Genomic DNA, 26875 nt, shown 5'->3' with positions numbered 1-26875 from the left:
CATGCGATGTCCGGGGCGCCCTGCGCAAACGGTGGAAAAAGATAACGGGAAAGCAGGGGGACCTGGGCGTCGTTTCGTGCCATCCGGGAGGGCAATGTTATAATGGACTGACATGAAGCGGATCCTGGTAGTCGACGATGAAGAGATGATCGTCCGCACGGTGCGGGCGTACCTGGAGAGGGAAGGGTTCAAGACCTACGCCGCCTACGATGGGGAACAGGCCCTGCGCGAGGTGGAGGACAAGAATCCGGACCTGATCGTGCTCGACCTGATGCTCCCCAAGATGAGCGGGATCGATGTCACCAAGCGGATTAGATCCCACTCGAACGTCCCGATCATTATGCTCACCGCCAAGGCAGCGGAGACCGATCGGGTGATCGGCCTTGAGCTCGGAGCGGACGATTATGTAGTCAAGCCGTTCTCCCCCCGTGAGCTCGTCGCCCGGGTGCGGGCGGTGCTGCGCCGGAGCGAGGGGAAGATGGAGGAACCGGAGCGGATCGAGGCCGGTGACCTCGTCATCGATCTGATGGGGCGAGAGGTGACCCTGAATGGGGAAACGATCGACCTCACTCCGACTGAGTTTGACCTCCTTGCCTTTCTCGCCCGCCATCCCGGGCAGGTATTCACCCGGCTCCAGCTGTTGCGCGAGGTGCAGGGCTACACCTACGACTCGTTTGCCCGTACGATCGACACGCACGTGAAGAACATCCGTCGCAAGCTGAACGAGGATCCGAAGAACCCTCGCTACATCCTCACCGTGCACGGAGTTGGTTACCGGTTTGCAAGGGATGTTAAATAAAGAGTCCCGCAGCAGGATACGGGGCATCAGCGGGTGATTTCGATGAAGCGCCGGTTCCCATTTGCACTCAAGCTCGGACTGTCGTTTGTGGTCGTGATTTTGGTCACGGTTGCCTTGATCTACTTCCTCACCGCCCACTCGATCACCGCTCAGTTCGCCGAGTTTCGTGCCCAGAACCGGGCCCAGGTCGCGCGGCAGGTATCCGGACTCCTCGCCGCGTATCGGATGGAAAACGGAAGTTGGTTCGGGATCGAGCGCCTCCTATCCACCCAGTACACCGTGTTCATCAATGGGAGGCTGATCGTGCGGCGGACGTCGATGATCGGGCCGTTCTCCCTCGCGGATGAGACGGGGAAGGTGATCGTCTCCACAAAGCCGGATCGGGTGGGGACGATCCTTACCCCAAAGGAGATCGCGTCCGGGATCCCGATCAAAATCGGGAGCGTCCGCGTCGGGACATTGGTCCTCGACGCAAGCTCCTCGATCCTCGATCCGGCCGAGGAGAAGTTTCTCACCTCGGCGAAGCACTCCGCCCTGATCGGAGGTGGGATCGCCTCCGGAGTTGCCCTGTTCCTGGCGATGATCCTCATCTCCCAGGTACTATCCCCGCTTCACCTCCTGGCGCGGGCGACGGAGCGGATCGCGAGCGGTGATCTCTCCCAGCGCGTTGTCCTGCGGGCGCGGGACGAGTTCGGGCAGCTCGGCGAGTCGTTCAACCGGATGATCGAGAACCTGCGCCGCTCCGAGCGGGTGCGCCAGACGATGACCGCGGACATCGCCCACGAGCTTCGCACCCCGGTGACGATCATCCAGGGGAACCTGGAAGCGATCCTGGACGGGATCTACGAGCCGACCCCGGAGACGATCGCCCCGATCTACGAGGAGACCCTCCACCTCGGTCGGCTGATCGACGACCTGCGCGAGCTGTCGCTGGCCGAGGCGGGTGAGCTCCCGTTGAACCGCACCCCGACCGACCTGGCGGCGTTGGTCGAGCAGGTGACGGAGACGATCGCGGGAGCCCTCGAGGACGGCCCGCGGATCGAGGTGCAAGTCGATCACTCCCTCCCCCCGATCCCGGTCGACCCGATGCGAATCAGGCAGGTGATCGTAAATCTTGTCAGCAACGCCGTTCGCTACACCCCGAAGGACGGGGTGATCGAGGTCTCTCTCCGGCGGGCCGGGGACGGGGTCGAGTTCATCGTGGAGGACAACGGTCCCGGGATATCACCCGACGACCTCCCCCACCTGTTCGAGCGGTTCTACCGGGGCGACCGGGCGCGGACCCGGGCGGGCGGAGGTTCCGGCCTCGGGCTGGCGATCGCTAAGCAATGGACCGAGGCGCACGGCGGTACGATCCGGGCGAGCAACCGCCCTCAGGGTGGGGCGAGGTTCGTTGTCCACATCCCCTTCCCGAGGTGAATGCCTAGTCGGGAGTATCCTCCGTGGATGCGGCCTGCTTGGAAACGATCCGCTCCGCCGTGGTGCTGGCGGAGCGGATCGGCCAACGGTCGCTTTTTTCTCCCGACCCTTACGGATCGGCTTTAACTTGCGGTGGTGCATTAACGTTCTGGACGTGGATGCACATGGTTGCGCACGCGCTCGCCCCGCACGGGTCAGTGACGGTGAGGTTGATGTATACATCCTCCCCGTCGCAGTTGCTGGTCAGCGGTGCGGTGTACACCGGGGTTGCGGCGAACGGGTCGTCGAAGCTCCCCGCGCTCGCTGTCCAGTAGTACGTGAGCGCCTCGCACTCCGGGTCGCTCGCCACCGCGGCGAGCCGCTTGCTCGCGCCCTCGGGCATGGCAAACCCCGGGCCGAGCTGCACGATCGGCGGTGCATTGACGTTGCGCACGTGCACCGTCAGGGTGTCCGAGCTCGACGCCCCGCACGCATCGGTCACGGTCAGAGTCAGTACCACGTCCTCCCCATTGCAGGAAGAGACCTCAGGTGCAGTGTAGGTCGGATGGAGAATGCACGGATCGGAGATGACCCCGCGGCCGTTCTCCACCGTCCAGTAGTAGCTCAACGAGTCTCCGTCCGGATCGGACGCAGAGCAGGTGAGCTGGATCGTCCCGTTCTCGTCCACCACCACGTCCGGTCCGGCCTCGACCACCGGGGGATGGTTGACGTTCCGCACGTGGATCACGAACGAGTCGGACGAGCTCGCCCCACACTTGTCGGTCGCGGTGAGGGTCACCTTGACGTCGATCCCCTGGCAGCAATTCACCATCGGGGCTGTGTAAAGCGGGTCGAGCGCGGTCGGATCATCGAACGTCCCGGCCGTTGCCGTCCAGCAGACCTGGGTCACTCCGCAGTCGTCATCGGCGACGGTCCCATGCAGCCTGATCTGCGTCCCTTCATCGACTACCTTGGCCGCCCTCGGCCCCGGACAGCAAGGGAGAGGCGACGGGGTTGACCCACATGCCGAGCATACCGGCGGACAGGTGGGGATGCACGGCGCATTGGAGATCTGCCCCTGCATCAGCACGTCGTCACCTCCTCCACCGTAGAGGAGGTTGTTCCCGGCCCCGCCGAGGAGCTTGTCGTTTCCTGGACCGCCGTCGAGGCAATCGTTGCCCGCCTCTCCTTCGAGGGAGTCGTTCCCCAGCCCTCCTGCGATCAGGTCGTCCCCGGCCCCACCGAATATGGTGTCGTTGCCCGGCCCGCCGTTTAGAAGGTCATTCCCGTCCAGGCCCTCGATGACATCGTCCCCCGCGCCGCCGAGGAGGACGTCGTTCCCGCCGAGCCCGATGATCAGATCATCCCCGCCGAGTCCGTAGATCAAGTCGTTCCCCGGGGTGCCGTACAGGGTGTCGTTCCCCTCTGTTCCCTTGACCACATTGGTGATCCCGATGCACGCGTACTCCGGGGGGATCGCCGGCTTCTGTTCCGCTGGCGGGGAGATCGCCGCCGCGAGGGCGGAGAACAGATCATCCGCCTGTCCGACGTCGCGGTACTGACCACCGGTCGCTGCAGCCATCGCGGTCAGAGAATCCCGCACCTCCGGATCGACCGCGATCCCGACGATGTTGAGCTCGACCGGGGGATCCATCGCCCCAAGCCGCTGTGCCACTGCCAGCGGGTCGCCGCCGCACGTCTCCTCTCCGTCGGTGAGGAGGAGGATCATCCGATTCCCTTGCGCATTGGCGAGGGCATCGCCGGCGCGGGCGAGGGCGTCGGCGAGCGGGGTCATCCCCTGCGCCGTTATCCCCTTGAGGGTGGAGACCATGTCGCTGCGCAGCTGCGCGGTGAGCGGCTGCAGCGGGAATACCTCCTCGATGTCCTTGCAGCTCGCGTCGCGATCGGTTTTTGCCACCCGATGGCCATAGGCGATCGCGCCGATGTTTATCCCCTCCGGCAGGGTCCCGAGGAGTTCCGACAGAGCCCCCTTCGCCTCCTCGATCCTGGTCTGCGCTCCAAACGCCTTGTTCATGCTGTTGGAAGCGTCGAGGATCAATACCAGGTTCTGAGGAGCCGCCTGTACGATACCATAGACAAGAAGCCCGAGCAAAAGGCCGAGCAACACTGCTAATCTTCTGCCACGCATTCCTACCTCCTTATTCATTTTCCCCCTCCTTCGCGGACAATCTTACCAGAATAAGGGGTCGAATTTCCGTGATGGGGATAACAATCGGAGTCCAGGATCTCGAGGAGTTCTCTCCTCCTCCCGGTGGGGATCATCGCCTTGACCTTCGCCCCATCCGAGGAACCACAACCGATGACTTCTCCCCGGAACGATAGCGCCACGTAGCCCGGGGAAACGGAGGTGGGGATTCCACCGCCGAGTAGTAGGGACTTGAGGACGGATACCTCAGAGATCTCAACCCGGGAGGATGCGATCCTGTTCCCGAGGTAGCGGAGGAATACGCTCGTCGGCTTGAGGCGGGTTCCCATCCGGCGCAGGGCGCGGATCCCGGGTGGACGAGGGGAGAAAAGGGACGGGGGGAGGGCGGTGCTCGTCGCCCAGATCGTGTCCTTACGGGAGATGAATCTGATTCCGGCGAATGCCTCCTCCGGCACCCCGAACCGGGTCCGAAAGTAGGTGGTCACCTCTTTTCTAACCTCGTCTGATTCGGGCAATGAACCCACCTCCGGAGTCGAAGTGATGGGGATAGATGCGGGCGCAGCCGGCCACCTCCGGGGAGAACTCCTCCCCGTTCCATGCGGTGATCCCCGGGGAGTGGGGGAGAGGGAGCGCGAGTGGTTCGACGTGGGCGTCGCGGGAGGAAAGGAGGAACGAGACGACGGCTTCATCCTCCTCCGGGGCAAAGGTGCAGGTGGAATAGACGAGTACCCCGCCTGGCTTGAGGAGCTCGTAACCCCGCAGGATCAACCGACGTTGGATCCCGGCCAGGCGCCGGATCGTCGCCTCTGTCGCTCCATCCCGGAGGGACGGGGACTTGCGCAGGGTCCCCTCGGCCGAGCACGGGGCGTCGATCAGTACGCGGTCGAATTTCTCCCCCAGCGGGAACATCTCCCCGCGGTAGGCGGTGACGGCTGCATTCAGGACCGAGAGGCGGTTCAGGTTGGAGAGGAGGGCTTGCTGGCGCCGGCCGTTCGGCTCGTTGGCGACGAGGAGGCCGGAGTTTTCCATCTCTGCCGCGATCTGCGTCGTCTTCCCCCCAGGGGCGGCGCACATGTCGAGGACCCGCTCCCCCGGCTGTGGGGCGAGGGCCAGGACCGGGAGGGCCTGGGTCGCCTCCTGGGAGTAGAACAGCCCGAGCCAGTGCTCGATCGTCTTAGTGACGCAGTCCTCCTCGACCCGGAACAGCCACGGGAGGCCGGGGTAGGGGGCGAGGGTGAACCCCTTCTCCTCCAGTCGCGTCCGCAACTCCGATGGGGCGATCCGGAGCGTGTTCGCCCTGATGACGGTTGGGAGGGGGGTGGAGCAGGTGGTGATGAACCGATCCCAATCAGGGATGATCCCGTGATAGCGTTCGAGTCCCACCCTACTCCCCTGTAAGCGCGAGAACTGTAGCGTGGACCCTCCCGTTCGTGGCGAGGAGTCCCTGTTCAGGATCGGTCAGCCGGGCGCCGGAGAGGTCGGTGACCGTCCCCCCGGCTTCGGCGACGATGAGACACCCGGCGGCGACGTCCCACGGGGAGAGGGAGAGGAACAGCGCTCCATCCACCCTCCCGGCGGCGACGTAGGAGAGATCGAGGGCGGCCGCCCCGAGGGCGCGTATACCCCGTACCTCCCCGATCGCCCGCGCCAGCCGGCGGTGAAGAATCCGGGCCCGGGGCGGGTAGGAGGAAAACTCGACCGCGAGCAGGAGATCCGCGCGGGAGGTCTTCTCGCTCACTCGGATCGGGGCACCGTTCAGGTATGCCCCTTCCCCCCTGATCGCGGTGAAGAGCTCATCCCGGCTCGGGTCGTAGACGCAGCCAACCACGGGGATCCCGGAGCATTCGAGCCCGATCGAGACGGCGAACTGGGGGAGGCCCCGCAGGAAGTTATTCGTCCCGTCGAGGGGGTCGATCACCCAGCGGCACCGGGATTTTCCGGTGGTATCGAGCCCCTCCTCGGAGAGGATACCGTAGTCCGGGAACCCCTCCTGGAGGATGGCGGCGATGACTGACTCGCTCTGCTTGTCGAACACCGTCACCGGGTCGCGGGCGTGCGCCTTGGTCGTAGCGTGCTTCTCCGACCGAAGCCCGGCGCGGAGGATCGCCCCGGCCGCCCGCGCCGCCCGGACAGCGGCTGCCAGCTCCGTTTGCTCCATCATCGCCCCACGCTCAGCCGATCCGCAAGCTCACGCGGGAGGCCGACGCGGATGATCTCCCGTTGCACCGCGCTGATATCGTAAGAGATGCGGTGATACGCGATGGTTCCCTGTTTGAGGTCGAGGATCGCGTACGCCGCCCGCGGGTCACCATCGCGCGGCTGGCCGACGCTCCCCGGGTTGATCAGGTAGCGGAGGCCGGGAACGAGCTCGATGGTTCCCGCCCGTGGATCGATCGGCTCAACCTTCTCGCCGTCGGCAACGAACCCCCCCTGGATGTGGGAGTGGCCGAATAGATTGATGTCGGTGGACAACAGGGAAAGGCTCTCCGCTGCGGTCCATGGATCGAGGATGTATTCCCAAAGCGGACCGCGCGGGCTCCCGTGCACGACCGTCATCCCCTCCACCTCCCGCGTCAACGGGAGGGAGGAGAGGTACGCGATATCAGCCGCGGATAACCGGGAGCGGATCCAGTCGATCGCCGCCCGCGCCGCGGGCGTAAAATGGTTCGTCGGAAGCGCACCGCAGGCGGCGGCGTCGTGGTTCCCCTGCACCCCGATCGAGGATCCCTGCATCCGGGCGATCACCTCCCCGGGCCATGGGCCGTACCCGACCAGGTCGCCACAGAAGATCACCGTCTCCGCTCCCTCCGCGTTCAGGGCGGACAGGACCGCCTCCAGCGCGGGGAGGTTCCCATGGATGTCAGAGATGATCCCGATCCTGGTCATGATTCCTTCTCATCCGCTGTCCGCAGCGCCGCTTCTGCCAGCCGCGCGGCCAGAGATGAATTCGCCGATCGTCAGGTCCCTGAAATCAGTCATCCCGCTCCCAGTAGCAACGGACGAGCGGCTCGTCCGGGGCCTGCTTGATCGTCAAGCTCCCCTTGCATGCGCTCTCCACCGCCTTGGCGATTCGGGTGGCGAGGTGGGGATTCGTGGTCGCGATCTCCACTCCGCCGTCCCGGTCCTCGATCCACATGATACGCTGTAGCGGCCTGGTTTCAGCCGCCGCGTCCGCCTGATTCTGGACCAGGTTGAGGATCTCTTCCCGATGAGCGGAGAGATAACCGCCGGATAGGTATACGAACCCGGCTGGGTTCCGGTCGGCCACACGTCGACACGCCGGGCATAGGCTCTTGTTTGCCTCCGGAGGCGGTTGTCCCTCGGCCCTCTGCCACCTCCCATCATGGTAGACGAGCCCGCAGCGCGGGCAGACGGTCGGTTCCGGATACTTCTGCCCTTCGTAGTAGGGGTTTACGCTCTCCTTCCCCACCTGTCCCCGTCGTTCGCCTTCTCGCATTCGGGATCACCTCGATCCTATATGATAGTCCGGGAAAAGAAAAAGGGACAACCGTAACCGCTTGTCCCTCCATTTCCTCCTCCCACTGGAACCAGTTTATTCTTCTTCCTTCTCTTCCATCAGCTTTTCCAGGTAGGCGATCGCCTCCCCGACGGTGGTGATCTTCTCCGCGTCCTCGTCCGAGATCTCGATTCCGAACTCGTCCTCGAACTCCATGATCAGTTCGACGGTGTCGAGTGAATCAGCGCCGAGATCCTCGACGAACGAAGACTCCTCTGTAATCTCCTCCGGGTCGACCATCAACTGATCGGAGATGATCGCCTTTACCCGTTCTGCGATGTCGCTCATCTATGCGTACACCTCCCTTTCGTAGACACCTTTTAGGGGTAAAGCCCCCCGTTCACATGGATAACTTGCCCAGTTATATAGGAAGCGCGGGGCGATAGCAAGAACTCCACCACCTCCGCCACTTCGTCCGCCGTCCCGGGGCGATGGAGCGGGATGCGGGAGATGTAGGAATCCCGTATCTCATCCGACAGGCCCGCGGTCATCTCGGTCTCGATGAACCCCGGCGCGACGACGTTCACCCGCACTCCCCTCCCTGCGACCTCCTTGGCCAGGCTGCGGGAGAAGCCGACGAGCCCGGCCTTGGCTGCAGCGTAGTTCGCTTGGCCGATGTTTCCCGTCTCCCCCACCACCGAAGAGATGGTCACGATTCCTCCTTCCTCGGCGCGGATGATGTAGCGGAGGAAGGCGCGAACGGTGTTGTACGCTCCGGTCAGGTTCACTGCTATCACCCGGTCCCAGTCCTCCTTCCCCATCCGCAGGAGGAGACGGTCGCGCGTCGCCCCGGCGTTGTTCACGAGGAAATCGACCCGACCATGGCGGGAGTACACCTCCTTTGCCGCCTCCTGAAGCTGCGCGAAGTCGGTCACGTCCGCCGGTACGAACTCCATCCCCGGGAACTCCGCCTCCAGTGCCGTTCCCGCTTCCTCATTGCGGGCGAGGACTGTAACCGAACACCCTTCTCGATGCAAGCGGACCGCGATCGCCCTTCCAATCCCGCGTGTTCCCCCGGTGACGACCGCCACTCGACCGTCAAGCTCTCCCACGGCTCACCTCCTCGTAATCTAGGAATTCAATCCGGTCGGTGATCCTCCTTCCGATCCGGGTCAGTACCTCGCCTGGCCCGACCTCGATCGCCGTCCGCACCCCGAGCCCTACCATTGCGTTCACCGCCTCTTCCCAGCGTACGCATGCAGTGATCTGTGTCAAGAGGAGCTCCTTCAGTCGTGCCGGATCGGTCTCCGCTTTCCCGCTCACCCCGGAGATGACCGGGACCTGAGGACGGCGGAACTCGAGGGCCTCGATCCGCGGAGCGAGGCCCGCCTGCGCCGGGGCCATCGCGGGGGAGTGAAACGGCCCGGAGACGTTCAACCTGACCGCCCGACCGCCCCGCTCTTTGGCGAGGCGCATCGCCGCCTCAATCGCAGCGGCTTCTCCCGAGATCACGATCTGGCCAGGAGCGTTGTAGTTGGCGACGCTCGTTCCGGTTGCAGCGCAGACCTCCTCCACCTCCTCCCGATCGAGCTTCAAGATCGCGGCCATCGCTCCTGGTACGTGTCCCATCAACCGCCCGCGCGCGATCACCACCGACAGGGCATCGGCCGGGGAGATCACCCCGGAGCTCGCCAGGGCGGCGTACTCCCCCAGAGAATGGCCGGCGACGACATCGGGAGCGAACCCAGCGGCCCGGAGGGCCTGGTCCTTGGCGAGGGAATCGATCAGGATCGCAGGCTGGGCGAACTCGGTGAGCGCTATCCGCTGGCGATCTTGAATCAGCTCTTTCAGGTCGATCCCGGCCGCGGCGGCCTGGGCGAGGAGGCGGTCGACCAATGGAGAGGAAGGTGGAAGGACCTCCGGGACCGTCCCTTGCCCCGGGAACAGGAATGCGGTCTTTCCGGGCATATCAGATCCGCACCACCGCTGCTCCGTAGGTCACCCCGGCCCCGAACGCGGTGAGGACGACGACGTCTCCGCGGTTAATGCGGCCGTCGCGCAGTGCTTCATCGAGGGCGATTGGAATAGACGCACTAGAAGTATTTGCCACTCGGTCAATATTGATGATCACCCGATCCGGATCGAATTCAAGGCGCCGCACGAGGGATTCGATGATGCGGATGTTCGCCTGATGCGGGATCAGCCAGTCGACGTCTTCCAATCCCAGTCCGGCAGCGGCCAATGCCTCCCTGGTCGCGGTATCCATCATTGGTGCGGCACTTCGGTACACCCCGGACCCCTCCATTTTCACGAAGTGTTCCCTGGCGTCAACAGTGGCATGACTTGCCGGGATGCGCGTTCCCCCACCGGGAAGATGGATGAGCATTGCCTGTTCCCCAACCGCGTGCAGTGAGATCCCCAGTACCCCTTCCCCGGGACTCCCCGGCCCGAGCAGGGTGGCTCCGGCCCCGTCTCCGAACAGGACGCACGTCCTGCGATCGGTCCAATCGATCACCCGCGACATGGCCTCGGCCCCAATCACGAGGATATGTTGGTAAATTCCGGCGTCGATCAACCCGCTGGCTACGGTCAGCGCGTAGACAAACCCGGAACAACCGGCCTTGAGGTCGAAGAACGGCTGCTGCTTCATCCCGAGCCCGACGGCGATGAACGGCGCCGACCCCGGGCAGATCATCTCCGGGAAGTTGGTGGACACTATCAAGAGGTCAACATCGTCCGGGGATGCGCCGGCCGCGGCGAGGGCCTCCTTTCCGGCCGCGATCCCTATCTCCGCCGGGTCTTGATCCGGCTCGAGGATGTGCCGCGTCCGGATTCCAGTGCGTTTCACGATCCATTCATCCGACGTCTCCACGATTTGGGCGAGATCGTCGTTTGTCCTCACGTCTTTCGGCAAGTAGCTTCCTGTACCGAGTATCTTAGCTCCCAATGTTTCCCCATCCTTTCATTCCCTGCGCGATCCGCTCGTTCAGCCTCGCTGCTACCGCCCGTCGCGCCGCGTTGATCGCTCCGGCGATCGCCGCGGCGTCCGAGCGCCCGTGCCCGATCACCACCACCCCGTTTACCCCAAGGAGGGGCGCGCCACCATGACGCTCGTAGGAGAGTCGCTCCCGCAACGCCGCGAAGACCGGTTGCAGCAACAGCCCGCCGAGCTTCTCCCGGGGGCCTCCGCTGCGGATTCCGTTCCGCAGGAAGCTGGTCACTGCGTTTATTCCGCCCTCAAGCGCCTTGAGGAAGACGTTTCCCACAAACCCGTCGCAGACGACGACGTCGACTCCGGGATCGGTGAGGAGGTCATGCCCCTCTACGTTCCCAACGAACGGGAGAGGGCTTCCCTCAAGCAACGAGAACGCACGTTGGGTGAGCTTGTTCCCCTTTGTCTTCTCCACTCCGATGTTCAACAGGCCGATCCGCGGTGTCGATATCCCCATGACGTCGCGGGCGTAACTCCCTCCCATCAGCCCGAAGTGAAGGAGATGAGGCGGGGCGCAATCGACCGTCGCTCCGACGTCGATGATCAAGATCTCCCTGTCGGACAGGGTGGGAAGGGTGGCGGCGATCCCCGGGCGGGGGACCCCGTGGATCCTTCCCAGGGTGAAGATCGCGCCGGCGACGGCCGCCCCAGTGTTCCCCGGGGTGACGAATGCATCTCCCTCACCGTGCTTCAGGGAGGTTAATCCCTTTATCAGCGATGAGTCGCGCTTCTCTCGCACCGCGCGCACCGGCGGGTCGTCCATCCGGATCACTTGGGAGGCAGGGACAATGAAGAACCTCCCTCCTTCCCGCTCATGGACCTGGGAGAGGGCAGTACGAATTACGTCAGGGGCTCCGACAAACCCGATCTCGATCCCTGCCTCACGCCCGGCTGTTACCCCGCCTCTTACCAGCTCCTCCGGCGGGAGATCTCCACTCATTACGTCGACTAAAATGCGCATAACCGGGCCTGCTTACGATGATCGAATTGGTGCCGAGGGCGGGACTTGAACCCGCACGGACGTTTTATGTCCACATGGCCCTCAACCATGCGCGTCTGCCAATTCCGCCACCTCGGCGACTGCCCCATGTTAGCGAACCGAAACAGCCCTGTCAACCGGAATGCTCGCCCTTCCTCTTGTCTTCCCCTGCAAATCGTTCTATGATGGTGGTCGGGAAGACCTTCGGAGGTGACCGATGAAAAGAACGCGCCACATGAAGACGGCAAGGATCATCCTCGGGCTCATCTGGTTGGTATGGGCTGTCGGGACGATCGGACAGCTCGGAACTGCCCAGCCCACGACCTACGGCGGAGTGACGTTCCCGCAGGGGGACTCTGCGTTCGCCGATCGGGTGGCGGCTTACGTGCAGGGAAGCTGTGTCTGCACGGCGTTCTCCCGTGCCAAGGAGGCGCTCGGACCGCCGGACTGCGACGGACCGGGGTGCACGAACTGTGCGGGGTGCGGAACGTGCTCCGTCTCCCTCGGCTACCGATTGAGCGAGCTCGACGACCGCGCCTACCTGGTTCTGGAGTTCGTCGACAACCGGCTGGTCGACGTTCCCGGTCCCGACCTGTTCGTCTACATAACCAACGGGCACCCGGCGCGAATCGAGATCAGCGCAGACGGGAGTTCGTTCATTGCGGTGGGGCAGGCCGATTCCTGGCCGACCGGGATCGACATCTCCCCCTATGTGCAACCGGGGGAGGAATTCAGATTTGTGCGGATCAGCGACGTCCCGGCGGACGAGGATCGAAGCGCATGTTCCGGACCGTGCGTAGATGCGGTCGGGGCGATGGGCCCGACGCGAGCGACCGGCGAGGAGATGGGGGCACTCGAACTGCGCCCCGGCGGTGAGCTCGCCTTGACCGCGCTCGAGGCCCCGAAGAACCTGCTCATCATCCTCGACACCTCCTCGAGCATGGCCGAGCCGTTCGAGGATTCGACCAAGATCGAGGTGGCAAAGCGGGTCCTCGATGAGTTGGTGGGAACGATCCCCGACGGGACCCGCGTTGGGCTGCGCGTATTTGGCGGCTGTCAGGTGAGTAAGCTCCTCGTCCCGCTCGCGCCGCTCGACCGCGCGGCGTTGCGCGCCCGGATTCAGGCGATCGAGACGGGCGGACCCACTCCGATCGCTTACGCCTTGGAGCAGGCGAAAGAGGACTTCGACGGGGCATACGGTCCTGACCTCATCCTGCTCGTAACCGATGGGATGGAGACGTGTCACGGTGATCCGGTAAAAGCGGCTAAGGACCTCCTCGCCGCCGGGTATGACCTGAAGATCCACGTGGTCGGGTTCGACATCGGGAGCCTGCCCAAGGCGCGGGAGCAGCTGAAGGAGATCGCCGCCGCCACCGGAGGGATCTACTTCGATGCCCAGAGCAGCTCCGAACTTCGCCAAGCGCTTCAGCTTCCGACCGAACTCCGCTACCACGTCTACGATCAGGCTGGGCAGGAGGTGTTCAGCGGAAACCTGCGCGAACCGGCCCCGAACCTCCCCGCCGGTGTCTACCGCGTGGTGATCGACACCCTCCCGCCGACCGTGGTGGAGAACGTCATCGTATCGGCGAACAGAACCACGATGATCACGGTGGAACGGGCGGATGGAGGGTACAAGGCCGAGGTCAGCACTCCTTAGAGGTAAGCACCACCGTGCACCTCGAGGACGGCGCCGGTGATGTAGGAGGCGTCGTCCGAGGCGAGGAACGCGATCGCGGCGGCCACCTCCTCCGGTCTTCCCACCCTGCCGAGGGGGATCTCTGCCCCGGTGGGAGGAGGGTAGACACCGGTGATGAAACCGGGGTTTACCGCGTTTACCCTGATTCCATACCGTCCCTCCGCCTTGGCGAGGGATTTGGTGAGAACCATCAACCCGGCCTTGGCCGCGGTATAGGGGACGGTGTGAGGGACGGCGCGCACCGTCTCGGCGTGCATCATCCCCACGTTGATGATCACCCCGCCCTTGTTCTTCCTCATGTGAGGGATGAATGCACGCGCGCACAGGAAGGCGGCGGTGAGGTTGCTGCGGATGATTTCATCCCACTCCGCGAGCGTCGTCTCCAGGAGGGGTTTATACAGGAAATCCCCTACGCAGTTGACGAGAACGCGGACGATCCCTCCGGCGGTCGCCTCCTCCGCCAGCTTGGTCGCTCCGGCCTCTGTCGTAACATCGGCCCGCACCAGCACGGCGCCTCCGTTGAGGGCGCGCAGCGCAGCCATGGCGCGGGCCTCGTCGTGGGCGTAGTTCAGGATTGGAAGGTACCCAGACTGGGAGAGGCTCTTGGCGGTAGCAAGGCCGATCGCCCCTGTCCCCCCCGTGATCACCGCCCGTGGTCTGTCCTTCATCCTAGCCGGTTGAGGCAGCGGTGAGCTCATCGATCACCAGGGTGAGCTCGTGCTTCACCCCCTCGAGCTCGCTCACGATCTGATCGCGGTCGATCCCGGCGATCTTGAGGAGGGGATCCTGATCGATCTTTGCGATGTACTGGTCGATTTCGTTGACCACGTGCTGCAGCTCCTTCAGCCCAGCGGAGCGGTCGGAGTCGGAGAACAGGGTGACGCTACGTTGCAGTCGATCTACCGCATTTCCGATCAGGGATAGTAAGTCTTCCAACTTCATTTCCTCCTCTTTCTCACCACCGCTCTCGTCACTATTATGCCTAGAAGTTCCGTTATTCAGCATCTTTCTTCGGTTCTAGCTTGTCCCGCAGAGCGCGGAGTGCCGCCTCCTTCATCCGCGACACTTGGCGCTGAGAGATCCCGAGGTCCTTGCCGACCTCGGCCTGGCTCTTCCCCTGGTAGAAGATCCCCTCCACCACCCGCCGCTGCAGCTCTCCGAGCCGTTCGATTGCCGCCACGATCCGGATCCGCACATCCAACGGAAGGCCGTCCTCCTTCTCTGTGATGAAATGATCGATGCTTGGCACAGCAGGATTTGGATCCTCGGCGCGCCGTTTTTCGTCGATCGATACGTAGGTCATCGCCTCCCGCCCGCGCAGGATCTCCACGAGCTGCTTCTCATCCACCCCGACACGGGCGGCGAGTTCCTGCAAGGTTGGGGGGCGCCCCTCCTGCTTGAAGAACTCCTCCTCCGCCTCGGTGACGCGGCGGTTCATCGCCTGGACCCACTGTGGAACGTGGACCGGGGCGTGCTTGTCCCTGATGTAGTGACGGATCTCGCCGCGGATGAGATGGCTTGCGTACGTTGAGAAACGGACCTTGCGTGACAGGTCGAAGTTGGCCACTGCGTTCAGAAGCCCGATGTAACCGGCCTGGATCAGATCTTCCAGCTCCTCGCCGGAGTTTGTGAACTCAAGCGCGATCGACTTGACCAACCCGACGTTGCGCCTCACGATCTCGTCTTTCAGGCGGGCCAGCTCATCTCCGGTGATCCCGGCATCGATCGCTTCCCTCAGACGTGTGAGGAGTTGCTCGTTGCTGAGTTGGTGTGATCTATCCTTCTCCATCTTGGAGAGTATAGGACCGTTCGGCGACAAGGGCAACTAGCGCTGCAAGAGGAGAAACAGGAGGAACATCCCGACGAACAGCCCGAGCCACAGGAAGTCGTTCGGGACCCCCACGGCGGCGTAATCGAGCGGAGAGGGGCAACCAAGGGTGGCGCAATCGTCGATCGCCGTTCGCAGGGCGAACTCCTGCGCCCTTCCTGCACCGACGATCGCCTGATCTCCGACGAATATCACCGGGACCTGTGTCGCCAGGACCTTGTAGCGGGAGGAGAGCTTCCACAGGAGGGACCTTGCCCCCGGGGCATCGATCTCGTAGCGGGCGACCGTCATGTTAGGGTGATCGACGAGGAGGGCGTCGAGGATCTCCTCCATCCGCTCGCAATTCGGGCAGCCAGCGGCATAGAATACGACGATCGTCGGCGAGATGGTCTGGGAACCGGTCTGCACGGTGGACGGAGTCTGCACCTGACCGAATCCCAACGCAGCCGCCGCCACCAGGAAGACCAGCAACGCCGATGCGATTCTTGTTTTCAAGCCACCTCCCTACATATAGCCGAACTGGACCGCGATGATCATCCCCACCCCGAGGAGGAACATGATCAGCCCGGAGACGAGGTGGAGCTTCCCGAGTCGCGCCGAGCGCCACCGCTCCGCCCGGGCCGTGGTCGTGTACCCGAAGTGGACCGCCCCGGTGATGATGATCAGCGGCATGATGAAAATCAAGTTGTAGAACAAGAGGAGTCCGATCCCTTGCGTCCTGGTCGTCGTCTTGGACAGGAGCGCGAGGATCGCGATGTACGGCCCGGAGGAGCAGGGAAGGAGGAACAGGGAGTCGAGCACCCCGACCGCGAATGCACCAGGGACGGAGACGACCGATGACGTGATCCGCTTGACGAGCGGACGCCACCGATCGGGAACCTCGATCGTGAACCACTTCCCGTAGGCGAAGTAGTCCTTCATGTTCCACAGCCCGAGGAGGATGGCGAGCCCGGAGACGGCGATGACGAACGGACGCTGCACCCCGGCCGCCTGGATCGCGGAGAATATCCCGATCCCCATCAAGAAATAGGAGATGTAGATCGCAGCGATGAACGCCAGCCCGGCCTGGAGGACCTTCCCTCGCTTCCCGGCGACGAGGAGGGTCCCGAGGAGGAGGACGAGGACGGCGAACGTGCACGGGTTCACCGAGTCGGCGGCGGCGGCGAGGACTACTGCCGGGATGGTGAGGGACTTGGCCAGTCCGCTCCCCGACTTCCCCTCGATCCGGGAGAGTGGGGAGGGGGCGTCTTCCTCAATCGCCTGTTGGATAACCTGTTCGAGCTGCATCTCCTCCGCTCGTCCACTGACCGTCGTCGGCTCCGGGTAGAGACCGTAGAACGTCCCCCCGACGAACGCCACATCTCCGATGAAGATGATCGGAACCGGTCCGAGCTCGGCGTTGTACGCGGTCAGAAGCTGGTCGAGGAGGTCGTGCGCGGCCGGATCGTGGATCTCGTAGCGCGTGATCTCCAGGGTCGGATACTTCGGGGCGATCGAGTTCAAGAACGCCTCTATCCGCGCGCAATGCGGACATCCGTCCTCGTAGAACATCACAAGCTGTGTCCCCCAGGCGCCGTAGGCGAAGAGCACGCCAAGAAGCAACGCGACGAGAAGGACCAAACTCCGCTTCGATTTCACTCTTCCTCCTTCACAATCCTCAGGTATCTTCGCCCCTTCCCCGCCTCTTCTCCGAGACGCAGCGCCCGTTCACCCGCAAAGAGAGGCTCTCCCTCAGCTGTTCGAGTTCAGCGGCGACCTTCGAAGCGGGGAGCGCCTTCCGGAGGAAAGTCGAGAGGTCCTTGGCCGGCTGCGAGCACGCCACGCTGTAATACGCCCACCTTCCTGTGCGGACGTTCGTGATCAATCCAGCTCGGCGCAGCGCTCCCAGGTGCTTGGAGACCCGGTACTGCGGGATCCCCAGCGCCTCCACCAATTCGCACACGCAGAGCCCCCCTGCTTCATCCTGGTGAACGAGAAGAAGGAAGAGGCGCAGGCGCTCAGGATTTCCGAGCGCACTAAACGCCTCGCTCCAATCTTTCATGTCCTCTCCTATATGCCTATTTAGGCATATGATACCCGCGGAGTCCACCACGGGCAACCGAGCCTCCTATTCCGCGGTGAGGACGAACCTTGCTTTGTACAAGCGCATCCACTCGTTCAGTCCGCCGAGAAGGCTCTTCGCCTGTGGGAACCCGGCGGCGATCATCTCCTGCGCTGCTTTGTCGGAGAGGGAGCCGTCCTGATCGTACAGGACGATGAGGATCCCTTTTGGAAGCCGGTTGTACCAGCCGGAGAGCTGATCGTACGGGATGTTGATCGCCCCGAACAGGTGAGCCGCGGCGTAGTCATCCGGACTGCGCAGATCGATCAGGATGTAGAACAGGTAATTCAGATCAGCAACGGAGATGTTGTATGGTTCACCCCGCTTCACTGTCCCGGTCAAGACCAACACGAGCTTCGGGGTATGCGGGTCGTTCGATTCCACATAGACGCTCTTACCCACCTTCCCGCTGTAATGGGTGGTGTCGAACGTCGCGGTCAGTTCCACCGACTCTCCTGGCGCGAGGGTCGTTTTGGTGAGGGCGGTCGTCGTGCAGCCGCAGCTCGTCCGCACCCGAGTGATGGTGAGCGCGGCGTCCCCGACGTTGGTGAGGACGAACGTATGGGTAACCGCAATTCCGGCGACCACCTCGCCGAAGTCGTACACCGCCTGGTCGACCGATATCTTCGGCGCGGCGAGCCCGATCCACCCGAGTCCGATGGTCGCCAAGAACGCAAAAACCAGTATCCTTCGCATTTTCCCTCCTTATATCCGATTAGAGAAGTAGGTTTTAGCTACTATATCGCAGCGGAGGGATGCGATGCAAGAGAAATGGGTGGTAGAGGACTCGAACCTCTGGCCTCATGCACGTCAAGCATGCGCTCTCCCAGCTGAGCTAACCACCCATGGAGGCGACGCCCGGATTCGAACCGGGGAATGAGGGATTTGCAGTCCCTTGCCTTGCCACTTGGCTACGCCGCCGTCCCATCACGATTATATGCACCTCTATCCCCTGCGTCAACGGCGACGGCATCTGTTCCTGTATTTTTCACCCAACCGGGAGGTCGTCGGGTCATCGGTGTCCGGTTTTCAGGTCCAGCCTTACATCCCGCGGCCGTTCATTCCCGCATAGGATCAGGACATGGACAAGGTGGAAGTGATCGTGCAGGCTTCTCCCCTCCACGGGAAGCGGGAGATCGCTCGGCTGAAGCAGGAGATCCTGTCCGGGATCGAGGCCGCAGGCGGGTTCTCCGTGTCCGAGGCGGAGTTCCCTACCGGCACCGGTTTGCCCGCTGTCCTCGTGCTCACCGGCGGAGTGGAACGGGAGGTGTTGAAGGTCGTATCCCAGCTCCCACCCCCGGCGATCCTCATTGCCCATCCGGGCCACAATTCCCTTCCAGCGGCCCTCGAGATCCTGGCGCGCATCCGTCAGGACGGAGGGGAAGGGAGGATCCTGTTTGGTTCCCCCGAGGAGATCGCTGTCGAGCTGGCACGCGAGCTGCGGGTCGCCACGGCGTGGGAGGAGCTCCGGTTCAGTCGGATCGGGCTGATCGGTGAACCATCGGAGTGGTTGGTGGCGAGTGATGTCGACCGCGCCTTCCTCAAAGGGAGGCTGGGGATCGAGCTCATCAAGATCCCGATCGATGAAGTGATCGCGCGGGTGGAGCGGGTCCGCACCCCGCGGCGCGACGTCTCCCGGTTTACCAAGGAAGCGGAGACGGTGGCTGAGCCGAGCGTGGAGGAGCTGCAGGGCGCGGTGGCGATCTACGCCGCGATCCGCGAGCTGGTGGATGAACATCATCTCGCGGCGTTCACGATCCGATGCTTCGATCTGGTCACCCGGATTCAAAACACGGGATGCTATGCCTTATCCCGTCTGAACGACGAGCGGGTGCCGGCAGGATGCGAGGGGGATCTGCAGGCCCTGTTCTCCCTCTACCTCGGGAGCCTCTTATCCGGACAGGTGACATTCATGGGAAACGTCACCTCCGTTGACCTCAACGGCGGGAAGATCCACCTTGCGCATTGCACCTGTCCGTTATCCCTTGCGTCAGGGTACGCGGTGCGCAGCCACTTCGAATCGGGTATTGGAGTCGGGATCGCCGCGAAAATCCCTCCGGGGCCGTGCACCATCCTCCGCCTCGGTGGGGAACGACTCGATCGCCTGTTCGTGCGGGAGGGAGTGATCGAGGCGGTCCCACCACGGGAGGACCTGTGCCGCACCCAGCTTGCGATCGCGGTGGAAGGGGAGATCGCTTCGATCCTGACCGAACCGCTCGGCAACCACCATATCCTGATCCCTGGGCGCCACCGGGAGACAGTGGAGCGGTTCTTCACCCGTTACCTCATCCCGTAGTTGTTCGCCATCCGCGTAGGGGCTACCATCTTCCGACAACAAACGGAGGTGGTAGAAAGTGGTAGATAGGCAGATGCGGATTACTGCGGACAACGAAACGCGACGGGGGAACTATTCGAACCTCGCCCTCATCTCTCACCGCAAGGAGGAGTTCATCATCGACTTTCTGTTCGTCGATCCCCAGACGCAGACCCCGGAGGCCGATCAAGCCCTCCTCGTGTCGCGGATCATCCTCAACCCCGGGCACATGAAGCGGCTGTACGGTGCTATCGGGGAGAACATCGCAAAATACGAGAAAAACTTCGGAAAGATCGTCATCCCGCCGACCCTCAAGTAAAGGCGCGATGGTCTCCGATCCGGACTTCGCCGAGCTGAAGGCGACCGTCATCAAGACGGTGATGGCGCGGAGGATCACCCTCGGGGCATTCTCCGCGATCGCCCTCATCGTCATCTTACTGACCAAGATCAGCTATCTGAACCCGCTGTTCTACGCCCCCCTCGTCTGGTTCCTCCTCACCTTCCCGTTCAAGTACCTGATCGAGCGGCAGACGAACCCTACCGGCCTTCATTGGGCGCACGCCGGGTTCTTCATCGCTGAGATCGTCCTGATCACTGCACTGATCCACTTGATGGGGGGGAGCGAGTGGATCGGGGTCATCTTCTATGTATTCACCGTTATCTACGCAAACTTCTTCCTCCCCGAGCTGCAGGGGTACCTGATCACCGGTCTTGTGGTTCTCCTCTACTCCAGCCTGGTGATCCTCGAGTATTTCGGCGTGATTCCACATCGTTCCTTGTTCCCGCCCTATGAGGCCCCGTACCGGAACCTGGCCTACAACCTGACCACGATCCTTGCCGGGGCGGCCGGGGTGTACGGGGCGCTCTCCTATACGGTGCGTGCGTTCACCGAGATCTACGCCCGGAAGAACAGGGCCCTCCGCGCCCGCGAGCGGGAGCTCTCCAAGCTCTCCCAGCGGATCCTCTCCGCCCAGGATGAGGAGCGCCGCCGGATCGCGCGTGTGCTCCACGACGAGCTCGGCCAGACCCTCGCTGCGGTCAAGCTCGAGCTCGCTGCCGGGGGGGATGTCACTCGGGCCCAAGGACTGATCGATCGGGCGATCTCTCAGACGCGCGACCTCGCCCACTCCCTCCGCCCTCCCCTCCTCGACGACCTCGGGCTCGGCCCGTCGCTCCGCCGGCTCGGCAGGATGGTGGAGGAGGCGGGAAATGTGGATGTGAGGGTGCGCGTTGAGATCACCGAGCGGCTTCCCCAGGAGCACGAGGGGCTCCTCTTCTCCGCCGCCCAGGAGGCGCTCCGGAACATCGAGGCGCACGCGCAGGCGCGGCACGTCGAGATCGCGGTGGAGCAGCGGGAGGGGGCGATCGTCCTCGTTGTCACCGACGACGGAATCGGGTTCGACCATGCCGCCGTCCCCGGCCTCGGCCTGCGCGGGATCAGGGAGCGGGTGGAGGGGATCGGGGGGAGGATGTCGGTATCCTCCCGACCCGGGGAAGGGACGCGGCTCGAGGTGGAGGTCCCGTATGCCGGGGATAAGAATCGCGATCGTCGATGACCATGCCCTCGTCCGCGCTGGATTGGTCCGGCTCCTCTCCGCCCGCTACGACGTGATCGGAGAGGCGGCCGACGCCGCGTCCGCGCTCGCGCTCGTCCGCCGTGCGTCCCCCGATCTTCTCCTCCTCGACCTCTCCCTCCCCGACCGCGACGGGCTGAGCGCGATTCCCGACCTCATCGCTGCTTCCCCGAACACGAGAATCCTCGTCCTCACGATGTACGACGAGCCGGAGTACGCCGCCGCGGCCGTCGCCGCCGGGGCGTGTGGGCTCGTCTCCAAGTCAGCCTCGGCCGACACCCTGTATGCGGCGATCGACGCGGCGGTGAAGGGGACCCTGGAACGGCCGAGCTTCGGGTTGACCGAGCGGGAGCAGGACGTCCTTTCCCTCCTCGGAGAGGGAAAGGAGGATGCCGAGATCGCGGCGCTCCTCGGGATCAGCCCGCGGACGGTCGCCAACCACTGCGCCCGGCTGATGGAGAAGCTCGGGATCCACACCCGTGCCGGCCTGATCGCGCATGCCAGGAGGATCAGGCTCGAAGCGCGGGATTGATACATTTTCCCCATTACGCCGAAGCTCCATTTCCAGTAAACTTACGGAGTGAATAGAATTAGGGTGGTGTTAGGAGATGATCATGCCCTCGTGCGCGAGGGGATCGCTTCCCTCCTCTCATCCTCCGGGATCGAGGTCGTGGGGGAGGCGGGGGACGGGCGCGCCCTCCTGCGGGTGATCCGAAGGGAGCGTCCCGACCTCGCCCTCGTCGACATATCGATGCCGATCCTGAACGGGATCGACTCCATCCGGAGGTTGAAGCGGATTTCGCCGGATACGCGGGTGATCGTCCTCTCGATGTACGCGGATCAAGGCTACGTAGCCCACGCGGCCCAAGCCGGGGCGCACGGCTACGTCCCGAAGGACGAGGCTCCCACGCGGCTGCTTGCGGCGATCGCGGCGGTCGCGGCGGGGAAGACCTACTTCCCGGACGGAATTCCAGAGCTGAAGGAAGAGGGGCCGTCCCTGACGGAGCGGGAGCGGGAGGTCCTCCAGCTGATCGTGGAGGGGAAGAGGAACGCGGAGATCGCGCAGATCATGTCGCGCAGCCTCCACACGGTGCGCAACCACCGTGCGCGGCTGATGCGCAAGCTCAACGCCCACTCCGCGGCCGAGCTTGTGGAGGCGGCGGAACGGCTGGGAATAGTGAGGTTATCACCGGAAAGATGACTACACCGAGGATATTGACGGAGTTCAGGGATCTGATCGTCTCCGGGCTGGAAGGGGCGCTCGCTGGCACCTCCCTCCTGCATCCGGTCCTCCGGTACCACGTCGGTCTGGAGGACGAGACCGGAGCCCGGAGGGAGAACCTGGGAAAGCTCCTGCGCCCGAGCCTCGTCCTGTTCACCGCGACCGAGCTCGGGGCGGATCCGAGGAGAGCCCTCCCCGCTGCGGTCGGGATCGAGCTCATCCACAACTTCTCCCTCATCCACGACGACATCCAAGACGGTGACAGGCTGCGCCGCGGCCGCCCGACCGTGTGGTCCCTGCACGGGATCGCGCAGGGGATAAACGCCGGCGACCTGATGGCGGCGATCGCGATCCGGGAGGCGCTCTCCGCTGGCCCGCAGATCACGGCGGCCCTCGTTTCCGCCACGATCGAGATGATCGAGGGGCAGGGACTCGATCTCTCGTTCGAGACACGGGAAGCGACCGTGGACGAGTACATGGAGATGATCGACAAGAAGACAGGGGCCCTCATTCGGGGCTCGTTCACCCTGGGCGGGCTCGTGGCAGGAGCGGAAGCGGAGACCCTCAATAGGTTGTCCGATCTTGGTATGGCGTTGGGACGGGCATTTCAGATCCGCGACGACATTCTCGGTATCTGGGGGAACGGCGAAGTGACCGGAAAACCCCTCGGTTCGGACATCCGCCGCCGGAAGAAGTCGCTTCCGGTCGTAGTCGGCCTGTCCCGCGCCGGCGGAGCCGATCGCACCATCCTCGTCGAGACGTACCAAAAGGAGGGCCTGACCGACGCCGATGTGACCGCCGTGGTGACGGTGCTCGAGCGGCTCGGAGCGAAGGAAATCGCAGAACGGATGGTGAAGGAGCATCTCGGCAGGGCTGAGGAGATTCTCGCTGCGCTTCCGTTCCCCCATAAGGAGAAGATGACCGAGTTGATAGACTATCTGGCAAGGAGAGAGAAATGAAACGACCACTTAAGTTGGATCTGACGATGGCGCGGTATATCATGGCGCAGAAGGCGAAGGGGAGGAAGTACTTCCCGTTCGTCACGATGCTCGAACCACTCGAGGCGTGCAACCTCCACTGCATCGGGTGCGGAAGAGTAGAGGAGTACAAGAGCGTCCTCGGCCGGCGCCTGACGGTAGAGCAGTCGCTGGAGGCGGTGCACGCCTCCGGGGCACCGATCGTATCGATCGCCGGCGGCGAACCGCTCCTCCATCCCCAGATCGGGGAGATCGTAAAGGCGATCATCGCCGAGAAGCGGTTCATCTACCTGTGCACGAACGGGCTGCTCCTCCAGGAGAAGCTCGACCTGTTCAAGCCGACCCCCTACTTCTCGTTCGTCGTCCACCTGGACGGGACGGAGAAGATCCACGACTACGTGACGCAGCGGAAGGGGACGTACGCCACGGCGATCGCTGGGCTCAAGGAGGCGATCAAACGCGGGTTCCGGGTGAACACGAACACGACCCTGTTCCACGGATCCGACGTCGAGGACCTGCACAAGCTGTTCGCGCTCCTCACCGAGCTTGGGGTGGAGGGGTTGATGGTCTCCCCGGGCTACGCGTACAAGGACGTCTCCGACCGCGAGCTCTTCCTCGAGCGGCAGGAATCGATCGAGGTGTTCCGCAAGGTCCTCGATCCGACCAAGGGGTTCCCGTTCTACAACAACCCGCTGTATCTCGACTTCCTCCGCGGGGAGCGGGATTACCCGTGCGCTGCGTGGACGACTCCGACCTACACCGTGCTCGGATGGCGGAAGCCGTGCTACATCCTCGCCGACGAGCACGTGGAGGACGTGAACGAGCTGTTCGATCCTAAGCTGTGGGAGAGATACGGGCCGGGCAAGGATCGCCGGTGCACGAACTGCATGATGCACTCCGGGTTCGAGGGGGCGAGCATCCTCGAGGCCCTGTCCAAGCCGCGCGACCTGTTGACTCTGGCGCGGGGTGAGCGGGGGGGATGATCGTGGTGGCGGCCTGCTTCCGACTCGAGACGGCGTGGATTCCGAAGATCCCGGGGACGCGGGTGGTGCGCGTCCGGGTCGGAGCGCCGTCCGGATTCGCGCGGGCGATCACAGCAGGGGGAAGGCCTGATCTTCTCATCTCGACTGGGTTCTGTGGCGGGCTCGATCCGAGGCTCGGGATTGGGGATCTGATCCTGGCGACCGAGGTGATCCACCGCGGGCGGGCGATCGCGATCGCCCCCGAGCTGTTAACCCGGGCGCGGGCCGCGCTCGCGCGGGAGGGGATTCACCCCGCTCCGGGACGGCTCGTCACCGCGGCGCGGGTGATCGGAAAAAAAGAAGAGAAACAACGGCTGCACACCGAGACAAAGGCGCTGGGAGTGGAGATGGAAGCAGGAAAGCTGGCCGAGTGGGCGGATGATAACGGGGTCTCATTCCTCGCCGTGAAGAGCGTCCTCGATCCGGCCGGGGTTGAGCTTCCCCTGACCGGGGCCGGTGACGCGCTCCGTCACCCGATCGCCGCGATCAAAGCCGGGCTCGCCGCGATCCGGGCCGGCCGGGCGATCGGCCGGGGGATCGGGGCGCTTGTGCGGGAGTTCGCCGGAGGTGCAGCGTGACGCGGAGGGCGGTGAACGTTGGTGGTGTGGTGATCGGGGGCGAAGCACCGATCGTCGTGCAATCGATGACCAACACCGACACCCGCGACGTGGAGGCGACCGTCGCCCAGATAAACCGATTGCACGCCGCGGGATGCGAGATCGTGCGCGTCGCGGTTCCGGACCAGGCCGCAGCGGATGCCCTCCCTGCGATCAAGGAGCGGATCTCCCTCCCGCTCGTCGCCGACATCCACTTCAGTCACCGGCTCGCCCTCGCCGCAATCGAAGCCGGGGTCGACAAGCTGCGCCTCAACCCGGGGAACATCACCGACCCGGACAAGATCGGGGAGGTGGTGGAGGCAGCGAAGGCCGCGGGGATCCCGATCCGGGTCGGGGCGAACTCGGGATCGCTCGCCCCCGAGTTCCGCGGCCCGCACGGGGAGGCAACGGCGGAAGGGATGGTGGAGAGCGCCCTGCGCGAGGTGCGCATCCTCGAGGAGCACGGGTTCCACGACATCGTGATCTCGCTGAAAGGGACCGACGTTCCGATGACGATCGCCGCCTACCGCATGATCGTGCGCGAGGTCGACTATCCGCTCCACATCGGGATCACCGAGGCGGGAACCCCGTGGGAGGGGGCGATCCGCTCCGCCGTCGGGCTGGGGATCCTCCTTGCCGAGGGGCTGGGGGACACCGTGCGCGTGTCGCTCACCGGCGACCCGGTGGAGGAGGTGCACGTCGCCTACGCGATCCTGCGCGCCCTCGGGCTGCGGCAGCGCGGGATCACCTATCGCGTCTGCCCGACGTGCGGCCGCACCGAGATCGACCTTCTCACCATCGCGGAGAAGGTGCAGGCGGAACTGAAGGACGTGTCCATCCCGCTCACCGTGGCATTGATGGGCTGCGTGGTAAACGGGATCGGGGAGGCAAGCGAGGCAGATGTTGGCCTCGTCGGCGGAGCGGGCGTGGGCACGATCTACGTGCGCGGAAAGATCGCGCAGCGCAACGTCCCGGAAGACGAGCTTCCCGACGCGGTAGTCAGTGCAGTACGTGCGTTGACGAAGGAGGAGGAATATGCCTGAGGTTGTAACCACTACGAAGCTTGACGAAGCGATCTCACAGGGGGTCTCCCACCTCCTCTCTCTCCAGTACGATGAGGGGTACTGGTGGGGGGAGCTGGAATCGAACGCCACCATCACCGCTGAGCATCTGTTCCTCACCCACATCCTCGGGATCGGAACGCAGGATCTTTGGGACAAGATCGCCCGCCAGCTCCTTGCCTGGCAGAACGAGGACGGGAGTTGGTCCCTCTGGTACGACGGGCCGGGTGAGCTTTCCACCACGGTTGAGGCGTACGTGGCCCTCAAGATGGCCGGGGTCGACCCCGATTCCCCGGAGATGACAAACGCCCGGGAGTGGATCATGGCGCGGGGAGGGGTCGAACGGGTACGGAACTTCACCAAGATCTGGCTCGCCCTCATGGGGGAGTGGCCCTGGGAGGGGCTTCCGGTGATCCCCCCGGAGGTGGTCCTCCTGCCGAAGTGGTTCCCGATCAATATCTACGAGTTCGGCTCCTGGGCCCGGGGAACAATGGTCCCCCTCACGATCGTCTACGCCCACCGGCCGACCTTCCCCATCCCGGCTTACGCCCGGATCGACGAGCTCTTCCCACGGGGGAGGGCAAACGCCGATCTCTCCCTTCCCAAGAAGCGGAGTGCGTGGGGGAGGTTCTTTACGTTTGCGGACAAGGTCCTCAGGGTACACGAGCACTCCCGGTGGAAGCCGCTCCGCA

The 26875-nt window shown here is 64.0% G+C and carries 31 protein-coding genes and 3 tRNA genes; 13 read left to right on the top strand and 21 right to left on the bottom strand.

Annotated elements, in window-relative coordinates:
* Positions 1–112 precede the first annotated feature (112 nt).
* Complete coding sequence (locus J7J55_03835; GenBank protein ID MCD6141834.1) at positions 113–799, top strand: response regulator transcription factor; 687 nt, start codon at positions 113–115, stop codon at positions 797–799.
* Between the two features lie 42 nt (positions 800–841).
* Positions 842–2218: a HAMP domain-containing protein gene (locus tag J7J55_03830; GenBank protein MCD6141833.1), complete on the top strand. Its 1377-nt coding sequence runs from the start codon at positions 842–844 to the stop codon at positions 2216–2218.
* 109 nt (positions 2219–2327) lie between these two features.
* On the opposite strand, the gene J7J55_03825 is transcribed toward J7J55_03830, so the two are convergent.
* The 12 genes from J7J55_03825 to J7J55_03770 form a co-directional block, all read right to left on the bottom strand.
* Positions 2328–4364: a VWA domain-containing protein gene (locus J7J55_03825; protein ID MCD6141832.1), complete on the bottom strand. Its 2037-nt coding sequence runs from the start codon at positions 4362–4364 to the stop codon at positions 2328–2330.
* Positions 4361–4849, bottom strand: a complete 489-nt coding sequence (locus tag J7J55_03820) for a hypothetical protein (protein MCD6141831.1) — start codon at positions 4847–4849, stop codon at positions 4361–4363. The genes J7J55_03825 and J7J55_03820 overlap by 4 nt, the downstream gene beginning before the upstream one ends.
* Before the next feature lie 7 nt (positions 4850–4856).
* Entirely contained in the window at positions 4857–5747 is an 891-nt protein-coding gene (locus tag J7J55_03815) for an RsmB/NOP family class I SAM-dependent RNA methyltransferase (GenBank protein ID MCD6141830.1), read from the bottom strand.
* Position 5748: 1 nt separating this feature from the next.
* Positions 5749–6525, bottom strand: coding sequence for an inositol monophosphatase (locus J7J55_03810; protein MCD6141829.1), 777 nt, complete (start codon positions 6523–6525; stop codon positions 5749–5751).
* Positions 6522–7250, bottom strand: a complete 729-nt coding sequence (locus tag J7J55_03805) for a metallophosphoesterase family protein (protein ID MCD6141828.1) — start codon at positions 7248–7250, stop codon at positions 6522–6524. Before J7J55_03805 ends, J7J55_03810 begins: the two co-directional genes overlap by 4 nt.
* 85 nt (positions 7251–7335) lie before the next feature.
* Complete coding sequence (locus J7J55_03800) at positions 7336–7821, bottom strand: ATPase (GenBank protein MCD6141827.1); 486 nt, start codon at positions 7819–7821, stop codon at positions 7336–7338.
* Between the two features lie 96 nt (positions 7822–7917).
* Positions 7918–8169 (bottom strand): acyl carrier protein, encoded by a 252-nt coding sequence (locus J7J55_03795; protein ID MCD6141826.1) that lies wholly within the window; start codon positions 8167–8169, stop codon positions 7918–7920.
* Between the two features lie 32 nt (positions 8170–8201).
* Positions 8202–8933 (bottom strand): 3-oxoacyl-[acyl-carrier-protein] reductase, encoded by a 732-nt coding sequence (gene fabG / locus J7J55_03790; GenBank protein MCD6141825.1) that lies wholly within the window; start codon positions 8931–8933, stop codon positions 8202–8204.
* The gene (locus J7J55_03785) at positions 8920–9789 is read right to left on the bottom strand and encodes an ACP S-malonyltransferase (GenBank protein MCD6141824.1); all 870 of its coding nucleotides are present in this window, start codon (positions 9787–9789) and stop codon (positions 8920–8922) included. The genes fabG and J7J55_03785 overlap by 14 nt, the downstream gene beginning before the upstream one ends.
* 1 nt (position 9790) lies before the next feature.
* Positions 9791–10768: a ketoacyl-ACP synthase III gene (locus J7J55_03780; GenBank protein ID MCD6141823.1), complete on the bottom strand. Its 978-nt coding sequence runs from the start codon at positions 10766–10768 to the stop codon at positions 9791–9793.
* Positions 10758–11774 carry a phosphate acyltransferase PlsX gene (gene plsX, locus J7J55_03775; GenBank protein MCD6141822.1) on the bottom strand — a complete coding sequence of 339 codons (1017 nt, stop codon included), beginning with the start codon at positions 11772–11774 and terminating at the stop codon, positions 10758–10760. The genes J7J55_03780 and plsX overlap by 11 nt, the downstream gene beginning before the upstream one ends.
* Before the next feature lie 27 nt (positions 11775–11801).
* Positions 11802–11891: transfer RNA gene (locus J7J55_03770), tRNA-Leu, on the bottom strand.
* A 118-nt stretch (positions 11892–12009) separates the two neighbouring features.
* On the opposite strand from J7J55_03770, the gene J7J55_03765 reads away from it, so the two are divergent.
* The gene (locus J7J55_03765; protein MCD6141821.1) at positions 12010–13449 is read left to right on the top strand and encodes a VWA domain-containing protein; all 1440 of its coding nucleotides are present in this window, start codon (positions 12010–12012) and stop codon (positions 13447–13449) included.
* Here the strand turns inward: J7J55_03765 and J7J55_03760 are convergent.
* The 9 genes from J7J55_03760 to J7J55_03720 all read right to left on the bottom strand — a co-directional run bounded on the left by J7J55_03760 (position 13446) and on the right by J7J55_03720 (position 18338).
* On the bottom strand, positions 13446–14156 hold the full coding sequence (locus J7J55_03760) for an SDR family oxidoreductase (protein ID MCD6141820.1): 711 nt from the start codon (positions 14154–14156) through the stop codon (positions 13446–13448). The genes J7J55_03765 and J7J55_03760 overlap by 4 nt on opposite strands.
* A 1-nt stretch (position 14157) precedes the next feature.
* Positions 14158–14430 (bottom strand): hypothetical protein, encoded by a 273-nt coding sequence (locus tag J7J55_03755; GenBank protein ID MCD6141819.1) that lies wholly within the window; start codon positions 14428–14430, stop codon positions 14158–14160.
* 52 nt (positions 14431–14482) lie between these two features.
* Positions 14483–15277, bottom strand: coding sequence for a sigma-70 family RNA polymerase sigma factor (locus tag J7J55_03750; GenBank protein MCD6141818.1), 795 nt, complete (start codon positions 15275–15277; stop codon positions 14483–14485).
* 36 nt (positions 15278–15313) lie between these two features.
* Positions 15314–15811: a thioredoxin family protein gene (locus J7J55_03745; protein ID MCD6141817.1), complete on the bottom strand. Its 498-nt coding sequence runs from the start codon at positions 15809–15811 to the stop codon at positions 15314–15316.
* A gap of 9 nt (positions 15812–15820) precedes the next feature.
* A complete protein-coding gene (locus J7J55_03740) occupies positions 15821–16954 on the bottom strand; it encodes a hypothetical protein (GenBank protein MCD6141816.1) in 1134 nt (377 codons plus the stop codon).
* Between the two features lie 19 nt (positions 16955–16973).
* On the bottom strand, positions 16974–17357 hold the full coding sequence (locus tag J7J55_03735) for a winged helix-turn-helix transcriptional regulator (protein ID MCD6141815.1): 384 nt from the start codon (positions 17355–17357) through the stop codon (positions 16974–16976).
* Between the two features lie 66 nt (positions 17358–17423).
* Complete coding sequence (locus J7J55_03730; protein MCD6141814.1) at positions 17424–18113, bottom strand: DUF1573 domain-containing protein; 690 nt, start codon at positions 18111–18113, stop codon at positions 17424–17426.
* A 76-nt stretch (positions 18114–18189) separates the two neighbouring features.
* Positions 18190–18262, bottom strand: a tRNA-Val gene (locus J7J55_03725).
* 1 nt (position 18263) lies between these two features.
* Positions 18264–18338: transfer RNA gene (locus J7J55_03720), tRNA-Cys, on the bottom strand.
* Between the two features lie 160 nt (positions 18339–18498).
* On the opposite strand from J7J55_03720, the gene J7J55_03715 reads away from it, so the two are divergent.
* From J7J55_03715 to J7J55_03670, 10 genes are all read left to right on the top strand, one after another.
* On the top strand, positions 18499–19713 hold the full coding sequence (locus J7J55_03715) for a hypothetical protein (GenBank protein ID MCD6141813.1): 1215 nt from the start codon (positions 18499–18501) through the stop codon (positions 19711–19713).
* A gap of 73 nt (positions 19714–19786) precedes the next feature.
* A complete protein-coding gene (locus J7J55_03710; GenBank protein ID MCD6141812.1) occupies positions 19787–20050 on the top strand; it encodes a DUF3467 domain-containing protein in 264 nt (87 codons plus the stop codon).
* Positions 20051–20057: 7 nt separating this feature from the next.
* Positions 20058–21287, top strand: a complete 1230-nt coding sequence (locus J7J55_03705) for a sensor histidine kinase (protein MCD6141811.1) — start codon at positions 20058–20060, stop codon at positions 21285–21287.
* Positions 21256–21837, top strand: coding sequence for a response regulator transcription factor (locus tag J7J55_03700; GenBank protein ID MCD6141810.1), 582 nt, complete (start codon positions 21256–21258; stop codon positions 21835–21837). Before J7J55_03705 ends, J7J55_03700 begins: the two co-directional genes overlap by 32 nt.
* Positions 21838–21900: 63 nt before the next feature.
* Positions 21901–22506 carry a response regulator transcription factor gene (locus tag J7J55_03695; GenBank protein ID MCD6141809.1) on the top strand — a complete coding sequence of 202 codons (606 nt, stop codon included), beginning with the start codon at positions 21901–21903 and terminating at the stop codon, positions 22504–22506.
* A gap of 14 nt (positions 22507–22520) precedes the next feature.
* Entirely contained in the window at positions 22521–23486 is a 966-nt protein-coding gene (locus tag J7J55_03690; protein MCD6141808.1) for a polyprenyl synthetase family protein, read from the top strand.
* Complete coding sequence (gene hpnH / locus J7J55_03685) at positions 23483–24487, top strand: adenosyl-hopene transferase HpnH (GenBank protein MCD6141807.1); 1005 nt, start codon at positions 23483–23485, stop codon at positions 24485–24487. Before J7J55_03690 ends, hpnH begins: the two co-directional genes overlap by 4 nt.
* The gene (locus J7J55_03680; protein MCD6141806.1) at positions 24484–25104 is read left to right on the top strand and encodes a hypothetical protein; all 621 of its coding nucleotides are present in this window, start codon (positions 24484–24486) and stop codon (positions 25102–25104) included. The genes hpnH and J7J55_03680 overlap by 4 nt, the downstream gene beginning before the upstream one ends.
* Positions 25101–26165, top strand: coding sequence for a flavodoxin-dependent (E)-4-hydroxy-3-methylbut-2-enyl-diphosphate synthase (ispG, locus tag J7J55_03675; GenBank protein MCD6141805.1), 1065 nt, complete (start codon positions 25101–25103; stop codon positions 26163–26165). The genes J7J55_03680 and ispG overlap by 4 nt, the downstream gene beginning before the upstream one ends.
* Positions 26158–26875, top strand: a 718-nt coding sequence (locus tag J7J55_03670) for a squalene--hopene cyclase (protein ID MCD6141804.1), incomplete at its 3' end; no start/stop codon positions are given. The genes ispG and J7J55_03670, both read left to right, overlap by 8 nt.

The sequence above is a fragment of the Candidatus Bipolaricaulota bacterium genome (genome assembly GCA_021159055.1).
GTDB lineage: Bacteria > Bipolaricaulota > Bipolaricaulia > UBA7950 > UBA9294 > S016-54.
Note: the sequence above shows the minus strand (reverse complement) of the source record. Positions and strands in the feature narration are given on the sequence as shown.